Origin of the sequence: Hymenobacter negativus, assembly GCF_017571495.1 — a bacterium.
Lineage (GTDB): Bacteria > Bacteroidota > Bacteroidia > Cytophagales > Hymenobacteraceae > Hymenobacter > Hymenobacter negativus.
In genome coordinates this window covers 260,800-278,040 of record NZ_JAGETZ010000006.1, presented here as the reverse complement: position 1 = coordinate 278,040, position 17,241 = coordinate 260,800, and the positions used below count along the sequence as shown (strand labels likewise).

Annotated in this window: 16 protein-coding genes; 7 read left to right on the top strand and 9 right to left on the bottom strand. The window is 59.6% G+C overall.

Annotated features, from left to right (window positions below; translation table 11 throughout):
* Positions 1–66: 66 nt before the first annotated feature.
* From J4E00_RS15195 to J4E00_RS15180, 4 genes are all read right to left on the bottom strand, one after another.
* Positions 67–729, bottom strand: a complete 663-nt coding sequence (locus tag J4E00_RS15195) for a phosphatidylserine decarboxylase family protein (RefSeq protein ID WP_201982683.1) — start codon at positions 727–729, stop codon at positions 67–69.
* Positions 730–964: 235 nt separating this feature from the next.
* Positions 965–2,254, bottom strand: coding sequence for a Glu/Leu/Phe/Val family dehydrogenase (locus J4E00_RS15190; protein WP_208176022.1), 1,290 nt, complete (start codon positions 2,252–2,254; stop codon positions 965–967).
* Between the two features lie 409 nt (positions 2,255–2,663).
* Entirely contained in the window at positions 2,664–3,641 is a 978-nt protein-coding gene (locus tag J4E00_RS15185) for a phosphatidate cytidylyltransferase (RefSeq protein WP_208176021.1), read from the bottom strand.
* A 113-nt stretch (positions 3,642–3,754) separates the two neighbouring features.
* Entirely contained in the window at positions 3,755–4,726 is a 972-nt protein-coding gene (locus tag J4E00_RS15180) for a CPBP family intramembrane glutamic endopeptidase (protein WP_208176020.1), read from the bottom strand.
* Between the two features lie 135 nt (positions 4,727–4,861).
* Between J4E00_RS15180 and dusB the strand changes: the two genes are divergently transcribed.
* Positions 4,862–5,854: a tRNA dihydrouridine synthase DusB gene (gene dusB / locus J4E00_RS15175; RefSeq protein ID WP_208176019.1), complete on the top strand. Its 993-nt coding sequence runs from the start codon at positions 4,862–4,864 to the stop codon at positions 5,852–5,854.
* 111 nt (positions 5,855–5,965) lie between these two features.
* Entirely contained in the window at positions 5,966–7,171 is a 1,206-nt protein-coding gene (locus J4E00_RS15170) for an ATP-binding protein (protein WP_208176018.1), read from the top strand.
* A gap of 91 nt (positions 7,172–7,262) precedes the next feature.
* Here the strand turns inward: J4E00_RS15170 and J4E00_RS15165 are convergent, their stop codons facing one another.
* From J4E00_RS15165 to J4E00_RS15145, 5 genes are read right to left on the bottom strand one after another with little or no spacing between them, the layout of a single operon-like run.
* Positions 7,263–8,324: a lipocalin family protein gene (locus tag J4E00_RS15165; RefSeq protein ID WP_208176017.1), complete on the bottom strand. Its 1,062-nt coding sequence runs from the start codon at positions 8,322–8,324 to the stop codon at positions 7,263–7,265.
* Positions 8,325–8,378: 54 nt separating this feature from the next.
* Entirely contained in the window at positions 8,379–9,083 is a 705-nt protein-coding gene (locus tag J4E00_RS15160) for a carboxypeptidase-like regulatory domain-containing protein (RefSeq protein WP_208176016.1), read from the bottom strand.
* A gap of 25 nt (positions 9,084–9,108) precedes the next feature.
* Positions 9,109–9,993, bottom strand: coding sequence for a carboxypeptidase-like regulatory domain-containing protein (locus J4E00_RS15155; protein ID WP_208176015.1), 885 nt, complete (start codon positions 9,991–9,993; stop codon positions 9,109–9,111).
* 45 nt (positions 9,994–10,038) lie between these two features.
* Positions 10,039–10,905, bottom strand: coding sequence for a carboxypeptidase-like regulatory domain-containing protein (locus J4E00_RS15150; RefSeq protein WP_208176014.1), 867 nt, complete (start codon positions 10,903–10,905; stop codon positions 10,039–10,041).
* Positions 10,906–10,915: 10 nt separating this feature from the next.
* Complete coding sequence (locus J4E00_RS15145) at positions 10,916–11,734, bottom strand: carboxypeptidase-like regulatory domain-containing protein (RefSeq protein ID WP_208176013.1); 819 nt, start codon at positions 11,732–11,734, stop codon at positions 10,916–10,918.
* 106 nt (positions 11,735–11,840) lie between these two features.
* Here J4E00_RS15145 and J4E00_RS15140 point away from each other — a divergent pair, with 106 nt between their 5' ends.
* From J4E00_RS15140 to J4E00_RS15120, 5 genes are all read left to right on the top strand, one after another.
* Positions 11,841–12,359, top strand: coding sequence for a hypothetical protein (locus tag J4E00_RS15140; protein ID WP_208176012.1), 519 nt, complete (start codon positions 11,841–11,843; stop codon positions 12,357–12,359).
* 79 nt (positions 12,360–12,438) lie between these two features.
* Positions 12,439–14,208, top strand: a complete 1,770-nt coding sequence (locus tag J4E00_RS15135) for an amino acid permease (RefSeq protein WP_208176011.1) — start codon at positions 12,439–12,441, stop codon at positions 14,206–14,208.
* A 52-nt stretch (positions 14,209–14,260) separates the two neighbouring features.
* Positions 14,261–15,382: a sensor histidine kinase gene (locus J4E00_RS15130; protein WP_208176010.1), complete on the top strand. Its 1,122-nt coding sequence runs from the start codon at positions 14,261–14,263 to the stop codon at positions 15,380–15,382.
* Between the two features lie 62 nt (positions 15,383–15,444).
* Complete coding sequence (locus J4E00_RS15125; RefSeq protein WP_208176009.1) at positions 15,445–15,987, top strand: transposase; 543 nt, start codon at positions 15,445–15,447, stop codon at positions 15,985–15,987.
* Between the two features lie 226 nt (positions 15,988–16,213).
* A complete protein-coding gene (locus J4E00_RS15120) occupies positions 16,214–17,176 on the top strand; it encodes a lipid A deacylase LpxR family protein (protein WP_208176008.1) in 963 nt (320 codons plus the stop codon).
* The last annotated feature ends 65 nt before the right edge of the window (positions 17,177–17,241 follow it).

Below are 17,241 nucleotides of genomic sequence, written 5' to 3'. Positions count from 1 at the left end.
TTGGAAGAGACTCTTCAGCCGTCCACAAAATCCGTGAAATCCGAAAAATCCGCGTCAATCCGTGGTTCAGACCTTAAGCTGGCAAATAACGGTCTCGCCGCCCTTCACCTTCTGGCCCAACTCCACCTTCACTTCGGTGTCGAGCGGCACAAAGACATCAACGCGGGAGCCGAACTTGATGAAACCGAATTCCTCGCCCTGGCTCACTTCGTCGCCCTCGTTCACGTACCACACAATGCGACGGGCCATGGCACCGGCAATCTGCCGGAAGAGCACCAGTGGGCCGGCATCAGACTCTACCACCACAGTGGTGCGCTCATTTTGCGTGCTGCTTTTGGGGTGCCAGGCCACGAGGTAGTTACCGGGGTGATACTTGAAGTATTTCACCAATCCCGAAATGGGGTTGCGGGTAACGTGCACGTTGATAGGCGACATGAAGATGCTGATTTGCTTGCGCTCATCCTCAAAATACTCGGGCTCGAACACATTCTCGATTACCACCACCTTGCCATCGGCGGGAGCCAGCAGCAGGTCCTCGTGGGTGAACATGTGCCGGAATGGGCTGCGAAAAAACTGTAGAATCAACAAAAAGATAATGACCGTGGCGCCGGCAAACAGCCGATTCACGAGGTCAGCGCCCTTGTTGAATTGAAATACCAGCAAGTTGAGCGCCAACAAAATCAGCAGCGTAACAAACAGGATGCGTCGTCCTTCTTTATGAATCTTCATATACGGCGAATCGAAGCAGATTTTATAAACTCTGTTTCAAATGAAAAAGCTATTTAGCAGCCTTAAAAGGGGGATTAACGAACCGAATGGCTACCTGCCCACGGCTTGCGTGAGCAAAGGTCGGCACAGAAATTAGAAAGGCACGAACCGAGCGGCCCGTGCCTTTTCAAAGAGCAATTACGGAAGAACGCACAAAAAAAATGCGAAGCCCCTAAAATCTGTCGAAAATCTGATTCTAGAAGCCGCCGCGGAACTTGTAGGTCTGGGCTACTTTATCGATGCTCACCACATAAGCCGCGATGCGCATCGGAATCTTATATTTCTGGCTGGTAGCGTACACCTTGTTGAATGCGTCGGTCATGATGCGGTCGGCGCGCTCGGTCACCATTTCCTCGGTCCACTTGAAGCCCTGCTTGTTTTGCACCCACTCGAAGTAAGACACCGTAACGCCGCCTGAGTTGGCCAGAATGTCCGGCACCACCATGATGCCCTTCTCGTTAATAATCGGGTCGGCCGAAGCCGACGTGGGGCCGTTAGCGCCTTCTACGATGAGCTTGGCCTTGATGTCGCCGGCGTTGTGTTCGGTGATGACATCTTCTACGGCGGCGGGCACCAGCACCTCTACATCGGTGGTCAGCAGGTCGTCGGCGTTGTCCATGAGGGTGGCACCGGTGTAGCCGTCGAGACGACCGTTGTGGGCATTTTTATAGGCAATGGCTTCGTCGATGTTGATGCCGTTGTCGTTCCAGTACGCGCCTGAAACGTCGCTCACCGCCTTGATTTTTACGCCTTTTTCGCTCAACAGCTTGGCAGCCCAGGAACCCACGTTGCCGAAACCCTGCACGGCAGCCGAAACATCCGTCGGCTTCAGGCCGAGCTTGCTCAGCGCGGCTAGCGTCGAAACCATGACGCCGCGGCCAGTGGCTTCGGTGCGGCCCAGCGAGCCACCCATTACCAGAGGCTTGCCCGTGACCACGGCAGGCGAAGTCATACCCACGGTTTTGGAGAATTCGTCCATCAACCAGGCCATTTCGCGGGGGCCGGTGCCCATGTCGGGGGCCGGAATGTCGCGGTCGGGGCCAAAAACGTCTTTCAGGGCCAGCGTGTAGGCGCGGGTTAGGCGCTCCAGCTCGCCGGGACTCATGGTGGTGGGGTCGCAAATGATGCCGCCCTTGGCACCGCCGTAAGGAATATCAACTACGGCACACTTCCAGGTCATCCAGGCCGCAAGCGCCTTCACCTCGTCGAGGTGCACGTGCTTGTCGTAGCGGATGCCGCCTTTCGAAGGGCCAAGAATAGTGTTGTGAATCACGCGGTACCCTTCGAACACGCGCAGCTTGCCGTCGTCCATCGTCACGGGCAGGTTCACGATGACCTGCTTATCGGGCGCTTTGAGAACGTTGTAGGTTTCGTCATCCAAGCCGAGGATTTCAGCTGCGATGTTGAAACGCGACATCATGGATTCCAGCGGGTTTTCGCGGTCGAGGAGCGGGGCTGGCTCTTTATAAACGGTGTGGGCTGCCATTCGGAATGGGGGTTAGTTGGGAAACGTTGGGTGGGATGATGGGTACGATTCAGGGCCGCAAAGGTATTGGTTTTGTCAGGATGCGGAAGGATTCGGCCGCAAACGTTTGGGGTATTTTTCCGGCATTAACTGGTACCTAAAGTCGCGCTGCTACGCAGTTGGCTGCGCTGGCCGCAAGAAATAACCCGGACAGCAGCATACAGTTTCAGTCCTCCGAATAACACTCGCTGAACAAGCGTGCCCGTCAGTACCCTCTGCATGCAATACGAAAGGCAGCAGCGCACCGCTTTAGCCCTTTGAGGAGCATACAGAAGGCAGCTGCACTGCTTCCGTACTCCGAAGAAAATACAGAGGGCCAAAGCATACTGCTTCGGCCCTCTGTATTTTTTGGGTTAGGCGCTGCCCTTCCCTACTCCGCCAGCAGCTGCAGCAGCGCCAGCACCGGCAGTACCAGCAGAAACGCATCGAATCGGTCGAGCAGTCCGCCGTGGCCCGGCATGATGCTGCCGGAATCCTTCACCCCCACACTGCGCTTGAGCATGGACTCGGCCAGGTCGCCCAACGGCGCAAACACGGCCACCACGCCAGCCGCCACGAGGCGGTGCATCAGCGGCATATCGGGCAGCATGAAGCCAATGGCCCAGCCCACCACCAAGGTTATTGCAAAGCCGCCGGCCCAGCCTTCCCAGGTTTTGCCGGGCGAGATTTTGGGGGCCAGCTTGTGCTTGCCGAAGGTGCGGCCCACGGCATAGGCCCCGATATCAGATGACCAAATGAGGAAGAGCAAAGCGAAGACGTGGCGGTAGTCGTAGTGATTATTTGATAAGGCTATCAGATTCAGCATACTCATCGGAATACTGACGTAGAGCAGGCCCCCTAGTGTAAGCGAGATATTCTGAAAAGGCTTGGTTTCTTGCGGCCAAACCTTGATTTGCAATAGAATCAAGAGTGGCACTACTGCCAGCAGTATTTCCAGACAAACCAGCGCATAGCGACCAGCAAATTGTATCAAGAAGAAGCGGGCAGGGTCTGGAGTACTGATAGAACCGAGGACATTTGTGCCCATATAAAGCTCCCACAAAATATCTTGGGGGGCAAATGCTAATGCGGTGCCTGTCATGGATAACAGTAAGCCGCTTACCGTACCAGCCCAAGCCATTGGTGCATAGCCTCCCGCCCGCATCATGCGGTAGAATTCCCACAACATCACAGCTTGCACGAAGGCGAAGAACAGCCCGAATGTCCAGGGGCTGAACCAGACGCTGCCCAGCAGCAGCGCGGCCCCGATGACGCCCCAGATAAGGCGCAGACGCAGGTCGCTGGGCGCGGCTTTGGCAGCAGGGACGTCAGGAGAAACAGGAGTAATCGGAGGCGTAGAATCGGCCAATGCAGATAGGATGTAGAGATGCGACACTTCGCGTCCCGGCGTTAGAATTGATGTTGGGCAGTTACGATTGTTCGGCGGCATCGTTCAACGCCGGGATGCAAAATGTCGCGTCTTTACACTGTTCGTTTCACGCCTTCGCTGCTGAGGGTGAGCATTTCGGTAGGCGGCGTGGGGGCAGTCATGCGTTGGTGCAAGAAGTAGAGCAGGCCGGCCGTGAGCAGCGCCGATGGCACCACCAGCGTCCAGGGCAGTGCCTCGTTACCATCGGGGTCGAAGCCCCAGCCGAACTGGCCACGTTGCGCAATGTAGAGGATGAGGAGTTGAAAGGCATTCTGGGTGAAGTGCGCAGCCATGCTCACCAGAATGTTGCCGCTCCAGAGGTACAGGTACCCCAGTATCAACCCCAGCACGAAGCGCGGCACAAACCCAAAAAACTGGAAGTGAATGGCCGAAAACAGCGCCGCCCCCAGCCACACCCCCACGTGCGGCGAAAACCAACGCACCAGGTTTTTCTGAATCACGCCCCGAAACACCAGTTCCTCGCTGATGGCCGGCACCAGCGCAATGACCACCACACCCACCAAAAACCGGCCCACCGAATTGAACCGCGTGAGAAACTTGGTAAGCACGGCGGCCTTGTCCTCGCTGGCCCGCGCCCACACCTCAAAGTCGTGCAGTGCCGCCGGAAAATGCGCCCCGGCATTCCAGGCAATGAGGGTGGACATGAACGGCAGGATAATGATAATCAGCAGGGCCGCCGCCAGCAGCCACCAGCCCGCCCCCAACCGGCGCGGACTAAAATACTCGGCCCAGCCGTAGCCCAGCGCCGATGCCAGCAGCACGGCCCCACCCGCAAAGGCACTGAATAATAACACCCCCTGGTAGGCCATTAGCAGGCTCCAGCCTTGCGGGTAAGCCGCCGGATTGGCCACAATGCCCCCCATCTCCAGCAGCGAAACGCCCGGCCCCAGCTGGGCGTAGACGCCGAAAATGGCCATCCCCACGCAGGCCCCTACCACCATCAGGGCCAGCAGCAACAGTATCTGAAGGCCAGGGTGCAGCGTACGGGGTAGGAAACCTTTCATGACGGGGTGCTAGTTGGGAAGGGCGTAAATTTACCGGAGTTTTTAACTTAGGCTTGTTGAAGTATCAAGAACGTACTGTTTCGGCTGCGCTCAGCCGGACGTTCTCGATACCTCCTTACATATTTCTTATTCCCCGTGGTCAACATAGGTCCCAACATCCAGCTGCCTGATTTCCCGCTCCTGCTCGCGCCCATGGAGGACGTAAGCGACCCGCCCTTCCGCGCCGTGTGCAAGGCCAATGGGGCCGACCTGATGTACACCGAGTTTATTTCCTCGGAAGGCCTGATTCGGGCCGCCGCCAAGAGCCGCAAGAAGCTCGATATTTTCGACTACGAGCGGCCCATCGGCATCCAGCTCTTCGGCTCCGATATCGAGACGATGGGCGAGTGCGCGGCCATCAGCACCGAGGCTGGGCCCGATTTGATTGACATCAACTACGGCTGCCCGGTAAAGCAGGTGGCCTGCCGGGGTGCCGGCGCGGCCCTGCTCCAGGACATCCCTAAAATGGTGGCCATGACCGCTGCCGTGGTGAAACACACCCACTTGCCCGTGACCGTGAAGACCCGCCTGGGCTGGGACGAAGGCACCAAGAATGTGGAAGAAGTGGCTGAGCGCCTGCAGGACGTGGGTATTGCTGCCCTCACCGTGCACGGCCGCACCCGCGCCCAGCTCTATAAGGGCGAGGCCGACTGGCGCCTCATTGCCAGCATCAAAAACAACCCGCGCATCAAAATCCCCATCTTCGGCAACGGCGACATCGACTCGCCCCAGAAGGCGGTGGAGTATAAAAACCGCTACGGCGTCGACGGTGTGATGATAGGCCGGGCTAGCATCGGCTACCCCTGGATTTTCCGGGAGGTGAAGCACTTCGTGGCCACCGGCGAATTGCTGGCGCCGCCCACGCTGGAGGAGCGGGTAGCTGCCTGCCAAATGCACTTCGACCGCAGCATTGAGTGGAAAGGGCCGAAAGTGGGCATTTTCGAGATGCGCCGGCACTACGCCCACTACTTCCGCGGCCTGGAGGGCGCTAAGACCTGGCGCACCAGCTTAGTGAATGCCGAAACCCCGGCCGACGTACTGGAAATCCTGGCCGAGATTGCTGCGAGCGACGCGGTGCTGGTGGGCTGAGCGTAGCAGCGCGAGCTTTGTAGTTCGCGTCCCCACGCCGTTTAGCTCCGGTACAATTACACTTTAACGATTGTCGTTCGGAGACGCGAACTACAAAGTTCGCGCTACTATATGATTCCGATTTACGAAAAGAAAACCCGCATCAAAGTGCTGGTGGCCGTGGTGGCGCTACTTATTGGAGCGGCCACGGTGGTATACACCAACCTGCTGGTGCAGCGCGTGTCGGAACGGGAGCAGCAGCAGATTCAGCTCTATGCCAAGGCCCAGGAGTACATCGTGAACTCGGAGTCGGAAACCAATCCGTTCGTACTCAACGAAATCATCAACGGCAACACCACTATTCCCGTCATCCTCAGCAGCGACGGCAAGGACATCATCGCAGCCAAAAACATCGACATGATGGCGCACCTGCCCGAAGCCGATTCCATTGCGCGGCTGCAAGTGGAGCTGGCCCTGATGAAGGAAAAGCATCCGCCCATTGTGGTGAAGTTTGGGGCGGGGCAGGTGAACTACATTTTCTACCGCGACTCGCAGCTACTACGGCAGCTGCGCACCTACCCGCTGGTGCAGCTCATCGTGATTGGCTGCCTGGCCGTGATTGCCTACTTCGCGTTTAGCTTCTCGCGCCGGGCCGAGCAAAACCGCGTGTGGGTGGGCTTGGCCAAAGAAACCGCCCACCAGCTGGGCACGCCGCTCAGCAGCCTAGTAGGCTGGCAGAGCTACCTTCGCGAGTCGGAACGTTTCAAGGACGAGCCCATTGTAGAGGAGCTGGGCAAGGATATCCGGCGGCTCGAAATTATTACGGAGCGCTTCTCCAACATCGGCTCGGTGCCGGTGCTGAAGGACGAGAACCTCTACCAGACTACCCGCAACGCCATCGAGTACCTGCAAAGCCGGGTGTCTAAAAAGGTGGTGTTCAAGATTGAAAGCGACCTGCCAATGGACACGCCGGCCCGCATCAACGTGCCGCTGTTCGACTGGGTGGTTGAAAACATCTGCAAGAATGCAGTTGATGCCATGGAAGGCCGCGGCTCCATCACGCTGCACCTGCGCCGCGTGCGCACCCGCCGCACCTGGTACCGCCGTGGCCAACCCGCCCGCCAAGTCGCCATCGACATTACTGATACCGGCAAAGGCATATCCAAAGCCAAGCTCGAAACCGTGTTTATGCCCGGCTTCACCACCAAAAAGCGCGGCTGGGGCCTGGGCCTGGCGCTGGCCAAGCGCATCATCGAGAACTATCACGAAGGCAAGCTTTTCGTGAAATGGAGCGAGCTGGGCCGGGGCACCACATTCCGGGTGGTGCTGAACCAGTAGAACGAGTACCCTGAATTTCCAATTCGGCGTGCGTTGAACAGTTGCTAGTAGCTCATTCAAGCGGCCGAATTGAAAATTCAGGGTACTCGTTCTATCGATTCGTAATCTCCACGTACGCCTTGCCGGTCACCGGCTGGCCGTTGTGTGTGCCCGTCACACGGCACATGCCTTCCCAGTAATACATGGTGAAGGCATGGAAAAACCGGAGCGCCAGTTCCTGTTGGGGCACCAGCGGCTCCACGGTGAGGTCGTAGCCCTGGCCAGGCACCTGCACCCGCCATTTGGCCGGGTACTTCTTCTTGGATTTGGGGCTGGTCCAGTACGTGAGAGGCGTGAGCTGGAAATCGGGGCCGGACAGGTGCAGGTCGGAGCCACCGGCGCGGCTGAAGGTGCCGTTGTTCAGGTTCAGGCCAGTGGCGGAGTTGCGTAGGGTATTGAGCATGAACTCCTCGCTGGGCTCATCGAGCTGGATGCTGAGCCAGTCCCAACCTACGTTCTTATCCACGATGCTGGTGCAGTTCCACTGCCGGTCGTACCACAGCTCGCCGGTCACGGCGTGGGCTTTGCCACCTACCGTGATGGTGCCCGTGGTGGCTAGGCGCGGGTAGGAATAGTAGCCGGCTGTGATGCCGTTGCCATAATTCTCGTAGCCGGTGCCGCTGTGCAGCACCACGGGCCGCGTGGGCCGCGTGGTGAGGTCGAGGGCATAGCCGGCGTTGGCCTTGCCGGTGAGGGCGGCCTGCAGGTGGTAGGCGCCCTCCTGCCCATCAAGCTTCCAGACTTGGCCGCGCTGTCGCTCGCGCAGGCGCACGGGTAGCGAGTCGGTGAGCAGGCGCGGCAGCGAACCCAGCTTGTAGTCGTAGTGAAACTGCTGGTCCTGCGGGTCGGTGAGGGCCACGTTCACCATCTGCCAGTCCTGCTTGCCATCCTTCAGGTTGAAGTGGAAGAAAACGTACTCCACGCCGTACTGGTGGCCGGTGGCCTGGTCGGTGAGGTGACCGGTGAGGTACCACCACTCCAGCGAGTTTTTGGGGTGCACGGCTTCCTCGTGGGGCAGTTCGGCGCGGGTAGCGGTAGGGTTGAAGCGGGTGGTGGGATGAGGCGCCGCACAAGCCGTGGCCAGCAGCAGAATTGCAAAACGTAACACTTTCATACCCTCCCACAAGGTTTTTGGGCAAGGAAAGGTTTGCGCGAGGCTTGGCAAGGCTTAGCCTTTCGGCGGCGCTACCGGCGCTTCCGGCATTCGGATTCTACCCATCACCTTGCCCCGGTCGGGAATAGAGGCCAGCCGCACCACCAGCGGCGCGGGTTTGGGCGTGGCGCGCACGTCCACCGTCAAGGTCTGCTCCTTGAAGTCAAAGGGGTTGCCGAGGAATTTCAGCGCCACCTTGCCGCCGGCGATGGGGGCCCAGGTGCGGGCCATCGTCAGCTCGAAGTTGCCTTTTTCATCGGTGGTGGTACCATACTGGGTGTCGTTGATGAGCACCCGAACGCCGGCGGCGGGTGTGCCATTGGCCTCGTCCATCACCTGGCCAAGGATGATGACTTGCTGGGCCTCGGGCGCGCTCGCATCAGTAGCGGCCGAAGCGGAGGCCTGCGTGGGCGGGGTTTGGGGTGGCTTAGTGGTGCACGAAGTGGCCGAGTGCCAGCCCAGCAGCGCCAGCCCGGCCACCAGCCAGCGCCGCCAGCGGCTGGCCGGCGCGGGGGCCAGCTGCGTGGCAAAGGCATTGGCACACACCGGCCGCCCATCCTGCCGCGCCAGAAACGCCAGAATCTCGGCTTCGCTCAGGCGAGTGAAATCCACCACTTCGGTAGCGCAGGTGGCGCAGTGTCGACCGGCTTCAGTGGGCGTCATGGCAGCCCAGTTCACGGAACAGGGCTGCGGAATGGAAATGCGGGAGAGAGTAGTCATGCAGCTAAAGTAGCTTTTTTGTGGTTTACCAGCGCCGGAACGGCCGCGTCACCCAGTACTTTCCCCAGCCGTAGAAACGGCGCGGATGCCACGGGGCCGGCGGCGTTTTGCGATAAAACGTAGTAATCACCACTTCGCCCAGCATTCTAGTATCGGCGTGCAGCTGAAAGTTCTGCGCGTTGGCTGCCTCATCTGCAATCAGTGTATGCTGCTGGGTATGGTAGCCGATGTAGACGATGCTTAGCGGGATTTCCTGCGCGCCCACCAATGCAGGTGGCAGCGGGAGCTCAAACGTGCCATCGGTCTTGGCACAGGTCCCAACAGTGGTACCGGTGATGAGCACCGTCGCTCCTGCCATTGCCTCTCCATTAGCAGCATCTGTAATCGCACCCCGTAGCATAGTTATCGGCGCCAGGAGTGGCAGGTGGGTCGGCACGGGGTTTATGCTTATCGGAAGCCCACCCATTATTACCTGCTCCGTAACGGTCGGGTGGGTTTCCGGAGCGGCAGCTGCTTGCGTAGTGGTAGCTTCTGTAGGCGCAGCCGGCATCGGACCGCCCCAGTACCGGGCGCGCCATTCGACGGGTGCTTGTGCCTTGGTCGTGACGCCCGTTGCCTCCCGCACGCCCCAAACGGCGGCAGCGGCCGCCAGCCAGGCCCGCCAACGAGCCGCCGGGGCCACGGGCACAACGGGCTGCAACGGCCGCTCCAGCTGCTTTGCAGTGAAGCGACCACAGGTGCGCTTGCCGGATGCGTTGGCCAGATCAGCCAGAATTTCAGCGTCGGTTTTCTGCGTAAAGTCGACGACCGTTTTTTGACAGGCCGCGCAGTGCCGACCGGCGGTATCGGGCGTCATGGCGTCCCAGCTTTCATGGCAGGGCTGCGGAATCGAAATCAGGTGCGGAAGCATATGCTGGTTGTTTGCTGATAAGTAGTTAAGGACTGGCCATCGGTTCTACTTGCGATGAAAGGGGCGCGTGAGCCAGTATTTGCTCCAGTAATAAAATTCTCTTGGGTGCCAGGGGAGCGGACGTAATGCAAGCTGCCCCATTATTTGAAGAGGCATGACAAAGCGCTGTGCGGCACCAATAGCATTGGCAGTCAATATCTTTTCCTGAGTCACGTAACCAACGGTTTGGACCACCACCACAAACTCCGCTTCGCGCTCAAACTGAGCTGGAATAGCTAGCTCAAATGCGCCGTCGGCGTTCGTACTAGTTCTGGTAGTAGTGCCCTTAAGTTGAATTGTAACGCCTGGTATTAATTCCTTGGTCGACGCGTCGGCAACGACGCCTCGCAATACCAGCGTGGGATGCGCCAGTGGCTCCGGATGAGCGGGAATATGAGCATTACTGACAGGAAGCCCACCCATAATTATCTGCCCGTCGATAGCAGGCGACACACTTGAAGCAGGCGCTTGCTGTGCTTCAGTAGTAGCCGCTGCTGGCAGAGCCGGCACCGGCCCGCCCCAGTAGCGGGCCCGCCACTCGCTTGGAATCTGAGCTTTGGCCTCAATGCTCACTCCTTCCCGCACACCCCACACGGCCACGGCAGCAGCCAGCCAGGCCCGCCAACGCGTCGTTGGAGCAGCCGAGGCGGCGCGCTGCAACGGCCGCTCCAGCTGCCCCGCCGCGAAACGGCCGCAGGTGCGGCCGCCCGCAGCCTTGGCCAGGTAGGCCAGGATTTCGGCGTCGGTTTTATGGGTAAAATCAACCACCGTTTTTTGGCAAGCCGCGCAGTGCCGGCCAGAGACATTGGGCGTCATGGCGTCCCAGCTTTCATGGCAGGGCTGCGGGATGTGAATGCTGGCGTGGCGAGGCATGGGGCGGAAACTAATTGGTGGCTTTGCGGCGGCGAAACGAACGGGTGAGCCAGTACCAGAAGCCGTGCTTAGCGTCGGGAGCTGCGGCAGGCAGCACTCCTGACGGGCCCAATTCTTTGGCGTCGATAATGGATATGGCCCCTCCGGTTATCTGACGGCGGGACTGCGTAGCATAGCCTGTCACCTCAGCTCCACTGGCCGCGCCATCCGTCCGCAATGCGATAGCCAGATTGCTCACGGCCTTTGCCGCAGGCGGCACAGCTACCTTCTTCGAATAGTAACCGAAAGCGTGCAGCACCAGGGCGTGATGCGTGCGCCCGGCTGGCACCCGCAGGCTAAACCGCCCGGCCGAATCGGTGGTAGCATGGCGGTTTTCATTCTTCAGAAATACCGCGACGCCCGGCACCGGCTCGTTGGTGCTGGCGTCGCGCACTACGCCCCGAATGCGCAAGGCAGGCCGCGAAGTGGCCCGTACCACTTTCTTCGGCGGAAGTTCAACCGTTGGAGAAGAGGCCGTAGCCTGCCAAGCGGTGGCTTCGCGCAGCCCCCACACAGTGGCTGCGGCAGCTAGCCAGGTGCGCCAGCGGCTGCCGGCCAGCGGCGCCACCGGAAGCCGTAGCGGGCGCGACAGCTGGTCGTCCCAAAACCGCCCGCAGGTATTAGAGCTAGGCTGGGCGAAATAAGCCAGCAGTTCGGCGTCGGTCTTCTGAGTAAAATCGACCACCGTTTTCTGGCAGGCGGCGCAGTGCCGACCGGCGGCAGTGGGCGTCATGGCGTCCCAGCTTTCGGAACAGGGCTGCGGGATGGAAAGAGCAAGAGACGGGCGCATTGGCAGGAGCTTTTGCAGAATAGATGTCCGGCTGCGGGAAACTGCACACGTCCTCCCGTGAAATTCTCGTAACTTGGTTATCATCCGCCCACCTTTCTCACGCGTTATGCCTGCCATCCTACGTCTTATGCCGTTGGCGCTGCTCGTTTTGCCCTTGCTCAGCCACGCCCAGGCGGGTGGCAGCGCCATCGGGCTGGAAATTCCGGCTCCGACACCACCCAGCAAAGGCCATTTTCTCACGGGGGCTTATATGGTGGGGGCCTACTCCCCGCTGCCCACTACCGGCGGCTACGGCTATGGCATGCAGCCTTTTCTGCGCTACCAGCTAGGCACTGGCGACAAGGGCCGCCTGCGCCCCTACGTGCAATACAGCTTTGCGCCCTACCGCATGCCCACCTACGGCGCGGGCCAGTTCTACGGGGCCGATATGGGCTCCCTACCGGCTAATCCCGGGTTTGCGCCGCTGGCGGTGCGCAATTCGCCTTACGGGGCCCTGCCCTATGGTGGCTATGGCGGATTGGGGAGCTTTTCGGTAGGAATTCCCATGCGAATCGGCAACGGCTCGGCCATGCTGAACGTGGGCGGCAGCATCGTCGGGAGCTTGCTGGGCGGCGGAATCCGGTAGCCCAACTAGCGGGGTGCAGGCTGATAACCCGCGCCGGGGCGCTATCTTTTGCCCTTCAAACCCGCCCCATCCACCTTACATGCGTTCCGATAAATCCCTTTTCCGCCGCAAAACCATTGCGGCCATTCTGCAAAATCCCCCGGCCGACCACGAGGGCCATTCCCCCGGCGGTCTGGAGCGCCACCTCACCGTGCGCGACCTCACGGCGCTAGGCATCGCGGCCATCATCGGGGCCGGCATTTTCAGCACCATTGGCAAAGCCAGCCTGGACGGCGGCCCGGCCGTGTCGCTGCTGTTTGTATTTACGGCTATTGCCTGCGCATTTTCGGCGTTGTGCTACGCCCAGTTTGCGGCCACCATCCCAGTCAGCGGCTCGGCTTACACGTACGCTTACGCCTCGTTTGGCGAGCTGGCAGCCTGGATTATTGGCTGGGCTCTGATAATGGAATACGCGGTGGGCAACATCGTGGTAGCCATTTCGTGGTCTGATTACTTCACGGGATTATTGGATGGAATAGGCGTCCACCTGCCCTTGTGGCTAACGATGGGCACCCAGACCGGCCACGCGGGCTATGAGGCAGTGATGACGCTCATGCAGGCCAGCCGCCCGCTCACGGAAGCCACACCAGCCCAAATGGAGGGCTACCAAGCCTGGACGCAGGCCCCGGAGCTGTTCAACGGCCTGCACCTGGTGGTTGATTTGCCGGCCTTTCTCATCACGGTGCTCATCACCTCGCTGGTATACGTGGGCATCAAGGAAAGCAAGAATGCCTCGAACCTGCTGGTGCTGCTCAAGCTGATTATCGTTTTCATTGTCATTGCAGTAGGTGCGTTTTATGTGCAACCGGCCAACTGGACGCCCTTTGCTCCCAATGGCGTGAGCGGCGTGCTCAAAGGCGTGTCGGCGGTGTTTTTTGCCTATATCGGCTTCGATGCCATCTCGACCACGGCCGAGGAATGCAAGAACCCGCAGCGCGACCTGCCCAAGGCTATGATGTATGCCCTCATCATTTGCACAGTGTTGTATGTACTCATCACACTGGTACTCACGGGCATGGTGAGCTACAAAGAGCTGGGCGTGGGCGACCCGCTGTCCTTCGTGTTTGCCAAGGTGGGCTTGTCGCGCCTATCGGGGCTGGTGGCAGTGAGTGCGGTGTTTGCGATGGCTTCGGTGCTGCTGGTGTTTCAGCTGGGGCAGCCGCGCATTTGGCTCACCATGAGCCGCGACGGGCTGCTGCCTTCGGTGTTTTCGCGCATTCACCCGCGCTTTCACACCCCGTCGTTCAGCACCATTGTCACGGGCTTTTTCGTGGCGGTACCAGCCCTTATTCTGAACATGGATTTGGTGGTCGACCTCACCAGCATCGGCACATTGTTCGCGTTTGCGCTGGTGTGCGGCGGTATCCTGATTATTGACCCCTATGGCAAGTCGGAAGCCCGGTTTAAGGTGCCGTACATCAACGGGCAGTGGCTGGTGCCGCTGATTCTGGCCATTGGGATTTTCCTGGTGGTGCGCTACAACGCGGCCAGCAACCATGAGTTTTGGCTCGACGTAACCGGTCAGCACGGCTGGCTGCAAACCGATGCGCTGAGCGGCAAGGTGACCGGCGGTTTTGCCCACCAGATTCCGACGGTGGTGTTTTTCCTGTTCTGCATCGCGCTGTGCGTGTTGTCGTTCCGTAAGAAGCTGTCGCTGCTGCCGGTGCTGGGCCTGCTCATCAACCTGTACCTGATGACCGAGCTGGGCATCAGCAACTGGACCTTGTTTTTTGCGTGGCTGCTGATTGGGCTGGCTGTCTATTTCGGCTACGGGTATAAGAACTCGAAGCTGAACCCACTGGTCCGCTAACCAGTTGTAGGTTGTCCCAGTATTTTGCCGCTGGCTTTTTCTTTCCTGCCTTATGCTTCCCACCACTGATTTTCTGCAACAGGCCCTCGACGTCAGCCCGCAAACCTTCTTTGTCTATGATGCTGATGCGGGCCGCATGTTGTTTGTGAGCGCCGCTTACGAGCAACTATTCCCCGACCTGCAGCGTGAAAACGCCACCACCGACCTCCCCCGCCTGCTGGCCTACCTGCCCCACGACGACCAGCAATACGCCCTGCACTGCCTGGCCGAACTGATTGCCGGCAACCACTGCGACGACCTCTTGCTACGCCTTCAGCCACATCCCAATGTGCCTTTGCGCTGGCTCTCGATGCAGGCCCAGCGCAGCCTAGGCCCGGAGGGCCAGGTATTGCTTTCGGGCACGCTGGAAGACGTGACGGTGGAGCAGGAATACCTGCGCAACGCCGACAAGTACATGGCCAAAAAAAACACCACGCTCGAAATCCTGTCGCACGACCTGGCCGGGCCGTTCAACATGCTCCAGCAGCTGGCCGAGTTTCTGGAAGAGCGAACCAAAACCCTGCAGGACGAACAGGTGCAGCGAATGCTCCGCATCATGCGCGACACCTGCCGCGACAGCGTGACGCTTATCCGCGATTTCGTGGATGGGGAGTTTATGGACTCGGCGAACGTCGATTTCAAGCCCCTGCGCGTGGATTTGGTGCAGAATATTGCCCAGATAGTGGACACGTATCAACAAGGTGAGCACTTGGTTGCCAAGCACTTCACCTTCCACCATTCGCAGCCCACGATATACGCAGAAATCGACAACAATAAGTTCTTGCAGGTCATCAACAACCTGGTATCCAATGCCATCAAGTTCACCCGCGAGGGTGGAAATATTGCCGTGGGCCTCACGCAACAGCCCGACCATGTGCTCGTGACCGTGGCCGACGACGGCATTGGCATCCCGGCTCATCTGCTGCCCGTGCTGTTCGACCGCTTCACCAAGGCCCGGCGGCCGGGCCTGCGTGGCGAGAAAACCACCGGCTTGGGCATGCACATCATCGAAACCATTGTGCGCCTGCACCACGGCCGTATTTGGGTTGAAAGTGAGGAAAACGTGGGCACCACGTTCTACATCCAGCTGCCCATCCCAACGCGGGCCCCGGGAGTAGACGCCTCAACCAGCTGATTCACCATCAAGCAGTTGGGCTAGGTCTGAAAATATGTATAACCGCTCCGCTACCTGAACCCATGACCTCGCTCCTGACCTTTCGCCTGCACGGCACCATTCCGGCTGCCACCGGCCGGGAGTTGAAAGCGGAGCTGCGGCAGGACCAGGAAGCGGGCACCGACCACCGCCGGGCCCAGAAGCAGTTCTTCGCCAGGTTTGATGCCGTGCTGGACCGGGCGCCTATCGGAGCCAGTTATTTTGAGAGCGAGAAAATGGCCGAGGTGCTGGCCGGCGAAATCATGATGCTGGAAGAAACCGGCTTCACCGTTCACGGCTTCGCCATCTTGCCCAACCACGCCCACATCGTGCTGGAGCTGCCCGATAACAGCGGGCTGTCCTTCGCCAAAGCCATCGACCTGCTGCACCTGCGTACCGGCACCAACTGTCGCCGCCTGGTGCGCCCCAAGCTCCCACCCGAAGCCGAGTTCTGGCAAGTCGGCTGGTTTGAATACGAGGTACAGGATGCCGCCGAGCTCAATCGCTTGCTGGCCTACGTGCGCGGCAACGCCTGCACCACCGGTCTGCCCGCCCGTTTCCAGGAGTGGCCCTATGTGAATGATTGAGCGCAGATGAAGTACCAAGCGTCTGCCATACTACGCCTGCGAAGGACCTTCTCAAACTCAAATTTGGACTGTTTGGATTGCTGCAAACTGTTCTGGCTTGAATAAGCGCTTGGGATGAAGGGCGGCGCTTGCAGTGACCGGTCAGATGGCAGCGCCGTCCGGCCGGTGTTCAACCTGAACTCGCCCTCAATCTCTACCGCTGGCCAGCTCGTACTTCTGGCCACTTATGCGCTTGCTGCTACTCTTGTTTCTACTGCTGCCCTGGCTGGGGCATGCCGCACCCGCCGATACGCTGCGCCCCCTCAGCGCCGCCCGCCTGCTACGCTACACTTACGCGAATGACCTGTTTTTTCGCACCGATTACTATTTCACGCAGGGCATGACGCTCACGCTGGTGCATCCGGCCCTGGCCCGCCTGCCCACGCGGCACCTGCTGGCAGCGGGTGCGAAAGGGAGTACCCAGGGTTATGGCATCACATTGCGCTACGATGGTTTTACGCCCCTGCGCATTCAGGACGCATTTATTCGGGTGGGCGACCGGCCGTACGCGACTTACCTCTACGCCTCGATTTTTCGGACCAGCAACCAACCCACCAGGCAGCAGCGCCTGACGACAGCACTAGAAATTGGCTTCATTGGTCCGGCTGCCGGAGGCAAGCAGCTGCAAACTGCCATTCACCGCATCACGGGCAATGCGGAGCCGCGCGGCTGGGATTACCAGATTCGCAACGCGCCGATTGTGGGCTACCGTGCAGCGTTCGAAAAGCTCCTGCTGGCCCGGGCCAGTCACGTTGAGCTGCTGGCTACCACCGAAGCTTCCTTGGGCACACTTTATACCTACGCCGCCACCGGCTTGCGGCTACGCGCCGGATATTTCCATCCCTATTTTGCCGATTCAGACGGCAAAAAAACCAGTACCTCAGAAGGCTGGCAGTTTTATGGCCAGGCTACTCTGGAAGGTCGTGCCATTGGCTACAACGCAACGCTGCAAGGCAGCCTGTTCCGCAACAACGACCCTTACATCTTAGCGCCCACCGCTGTGCGCCGCGGCGTACTGCGCAGTTCCGGTGGCGTGGTACTGGCCCACAATAAGCTCTGCTTTGAAGCGGCCGCAGCCTGGGTTTCTCCGGAATTTGCAGGTGCCCGCTCGCACCGCTGGGGCCAACTAGTCATAACAGCAGCGTTTTGACGCTCCGCTTAATGACGAATTAGTGGCCTCGTCATCCTGAGCTTCCCAATTCCTCATCAAGCCGA

What these genes read in the sequence shown, in the direction of transcription:
- J4E00_RS15135 (WP_208176011.1), top strand. Translation starts at nt 12,439, where the DNA reads ATGCGTTCCGATAAATCCCTTTTCCGCCGCAAAACCATTGCGGCCATT.
- J4E00_RS15150 (WP_208176014.1), bottom strand. Translation starts at nt 10,905, where the DNA reads ATGCCTCGCCACGCCAGCATTCACATCCCGCAGCCCTGCCATGAAAGC.
- J4E00_RS15125 (WP_208176009.1), top strand. Translation starts at nt 15,445, where the DNA reads ATGACCTCGCTCCTGACCTTTCGCCTGCACGGCACCATTCCGGCTGCC.
- J4E00_RS15130 (WP_208176010.1), top strand. Translation starts at nt 14,261, where the DNA reads ATGCTTCCCACCACTGATTTTCTGCAACAGGCCCTCGACGTCAGCCCG.
- J4E00_RS15155 (WP_208176015.1), bottom strand. Translation starts at nt 9,993, where the DNA reads ATGCTTCCGCACCTGATTTCGATTCCGCAGCCCTGCCATGAAAGCTGG.
- J4E00_RS15140 (WP_208176012.1), top strand. Translation starts at nt 11,841, where the DNA reads ATGCCTGCCATCCTACGTCTTATGCCGTTGGCGCTGCTCGTTTTGCCC.
- J4E00_RS15165 (WP_208176017.1), bottom strand. Translation starts at nt 8,324, where the DNA reads ATGAAAGTGTTACGTTTTGCAATTCTGCTGCTGGCCACGGCTTGTGCG.
- J4E00_RS15160 (WP_208176016.1), bottom strand. Translation starts at nt 9,083, where the DNA reads ATGACTACTCTCTCCCGCATTTCCATTCCGCAGCCCTGTTCCGTGAAC.
- J4E00_RS15195 (WP_201982683.1), bottom strand. Translation starts at nt 729, where the DNA reads ATGAAGATTCATAAAGAAGGACGACGCATCCTGTTTGTTACGCTGCTG.
- J4E00_RS15190 (WP_208176022.1), bottom strand. Translation starts at nt 2,254, where the DNA reads ATGGCAGCCCACACCGTTTATAAAGAGCCAGCCCCGCTCCTCGACCGC.
- J4E00_RS15170 (WP_208176018.1), top strand. Translation starts at nt 5,966, where the DNA reads ATGATTCCGATTTACGAAAAGAAAACCCGCATCAAAGTGCTGGTGGCC.
- J4E00_RS15120 (WP_208176008.1), top strand. Translation starts at nt 16,214, where the DNA reads ATGCGCTTGCTGCTACTCTTGTTTCTACTGCTGCCCTGGCTGGGGCAT.
- J4E00_RS15180 (WP_208176020.1), bottom strand. Translation starts at nt 4,726, where the DNA reads ATGAAAGGTTTCCTACCCCGTACGCTGCACCCTGGCCTTCAGATACTG.
- J4E00_RS15145 (WP_208176013.1), bottom strand. Translation starts at nt 11,734, where the DNA reads ATGCGCCCGTCTCTTGCTCTTTCCATCCCGCAGCCCTGTTCCGAAAGC.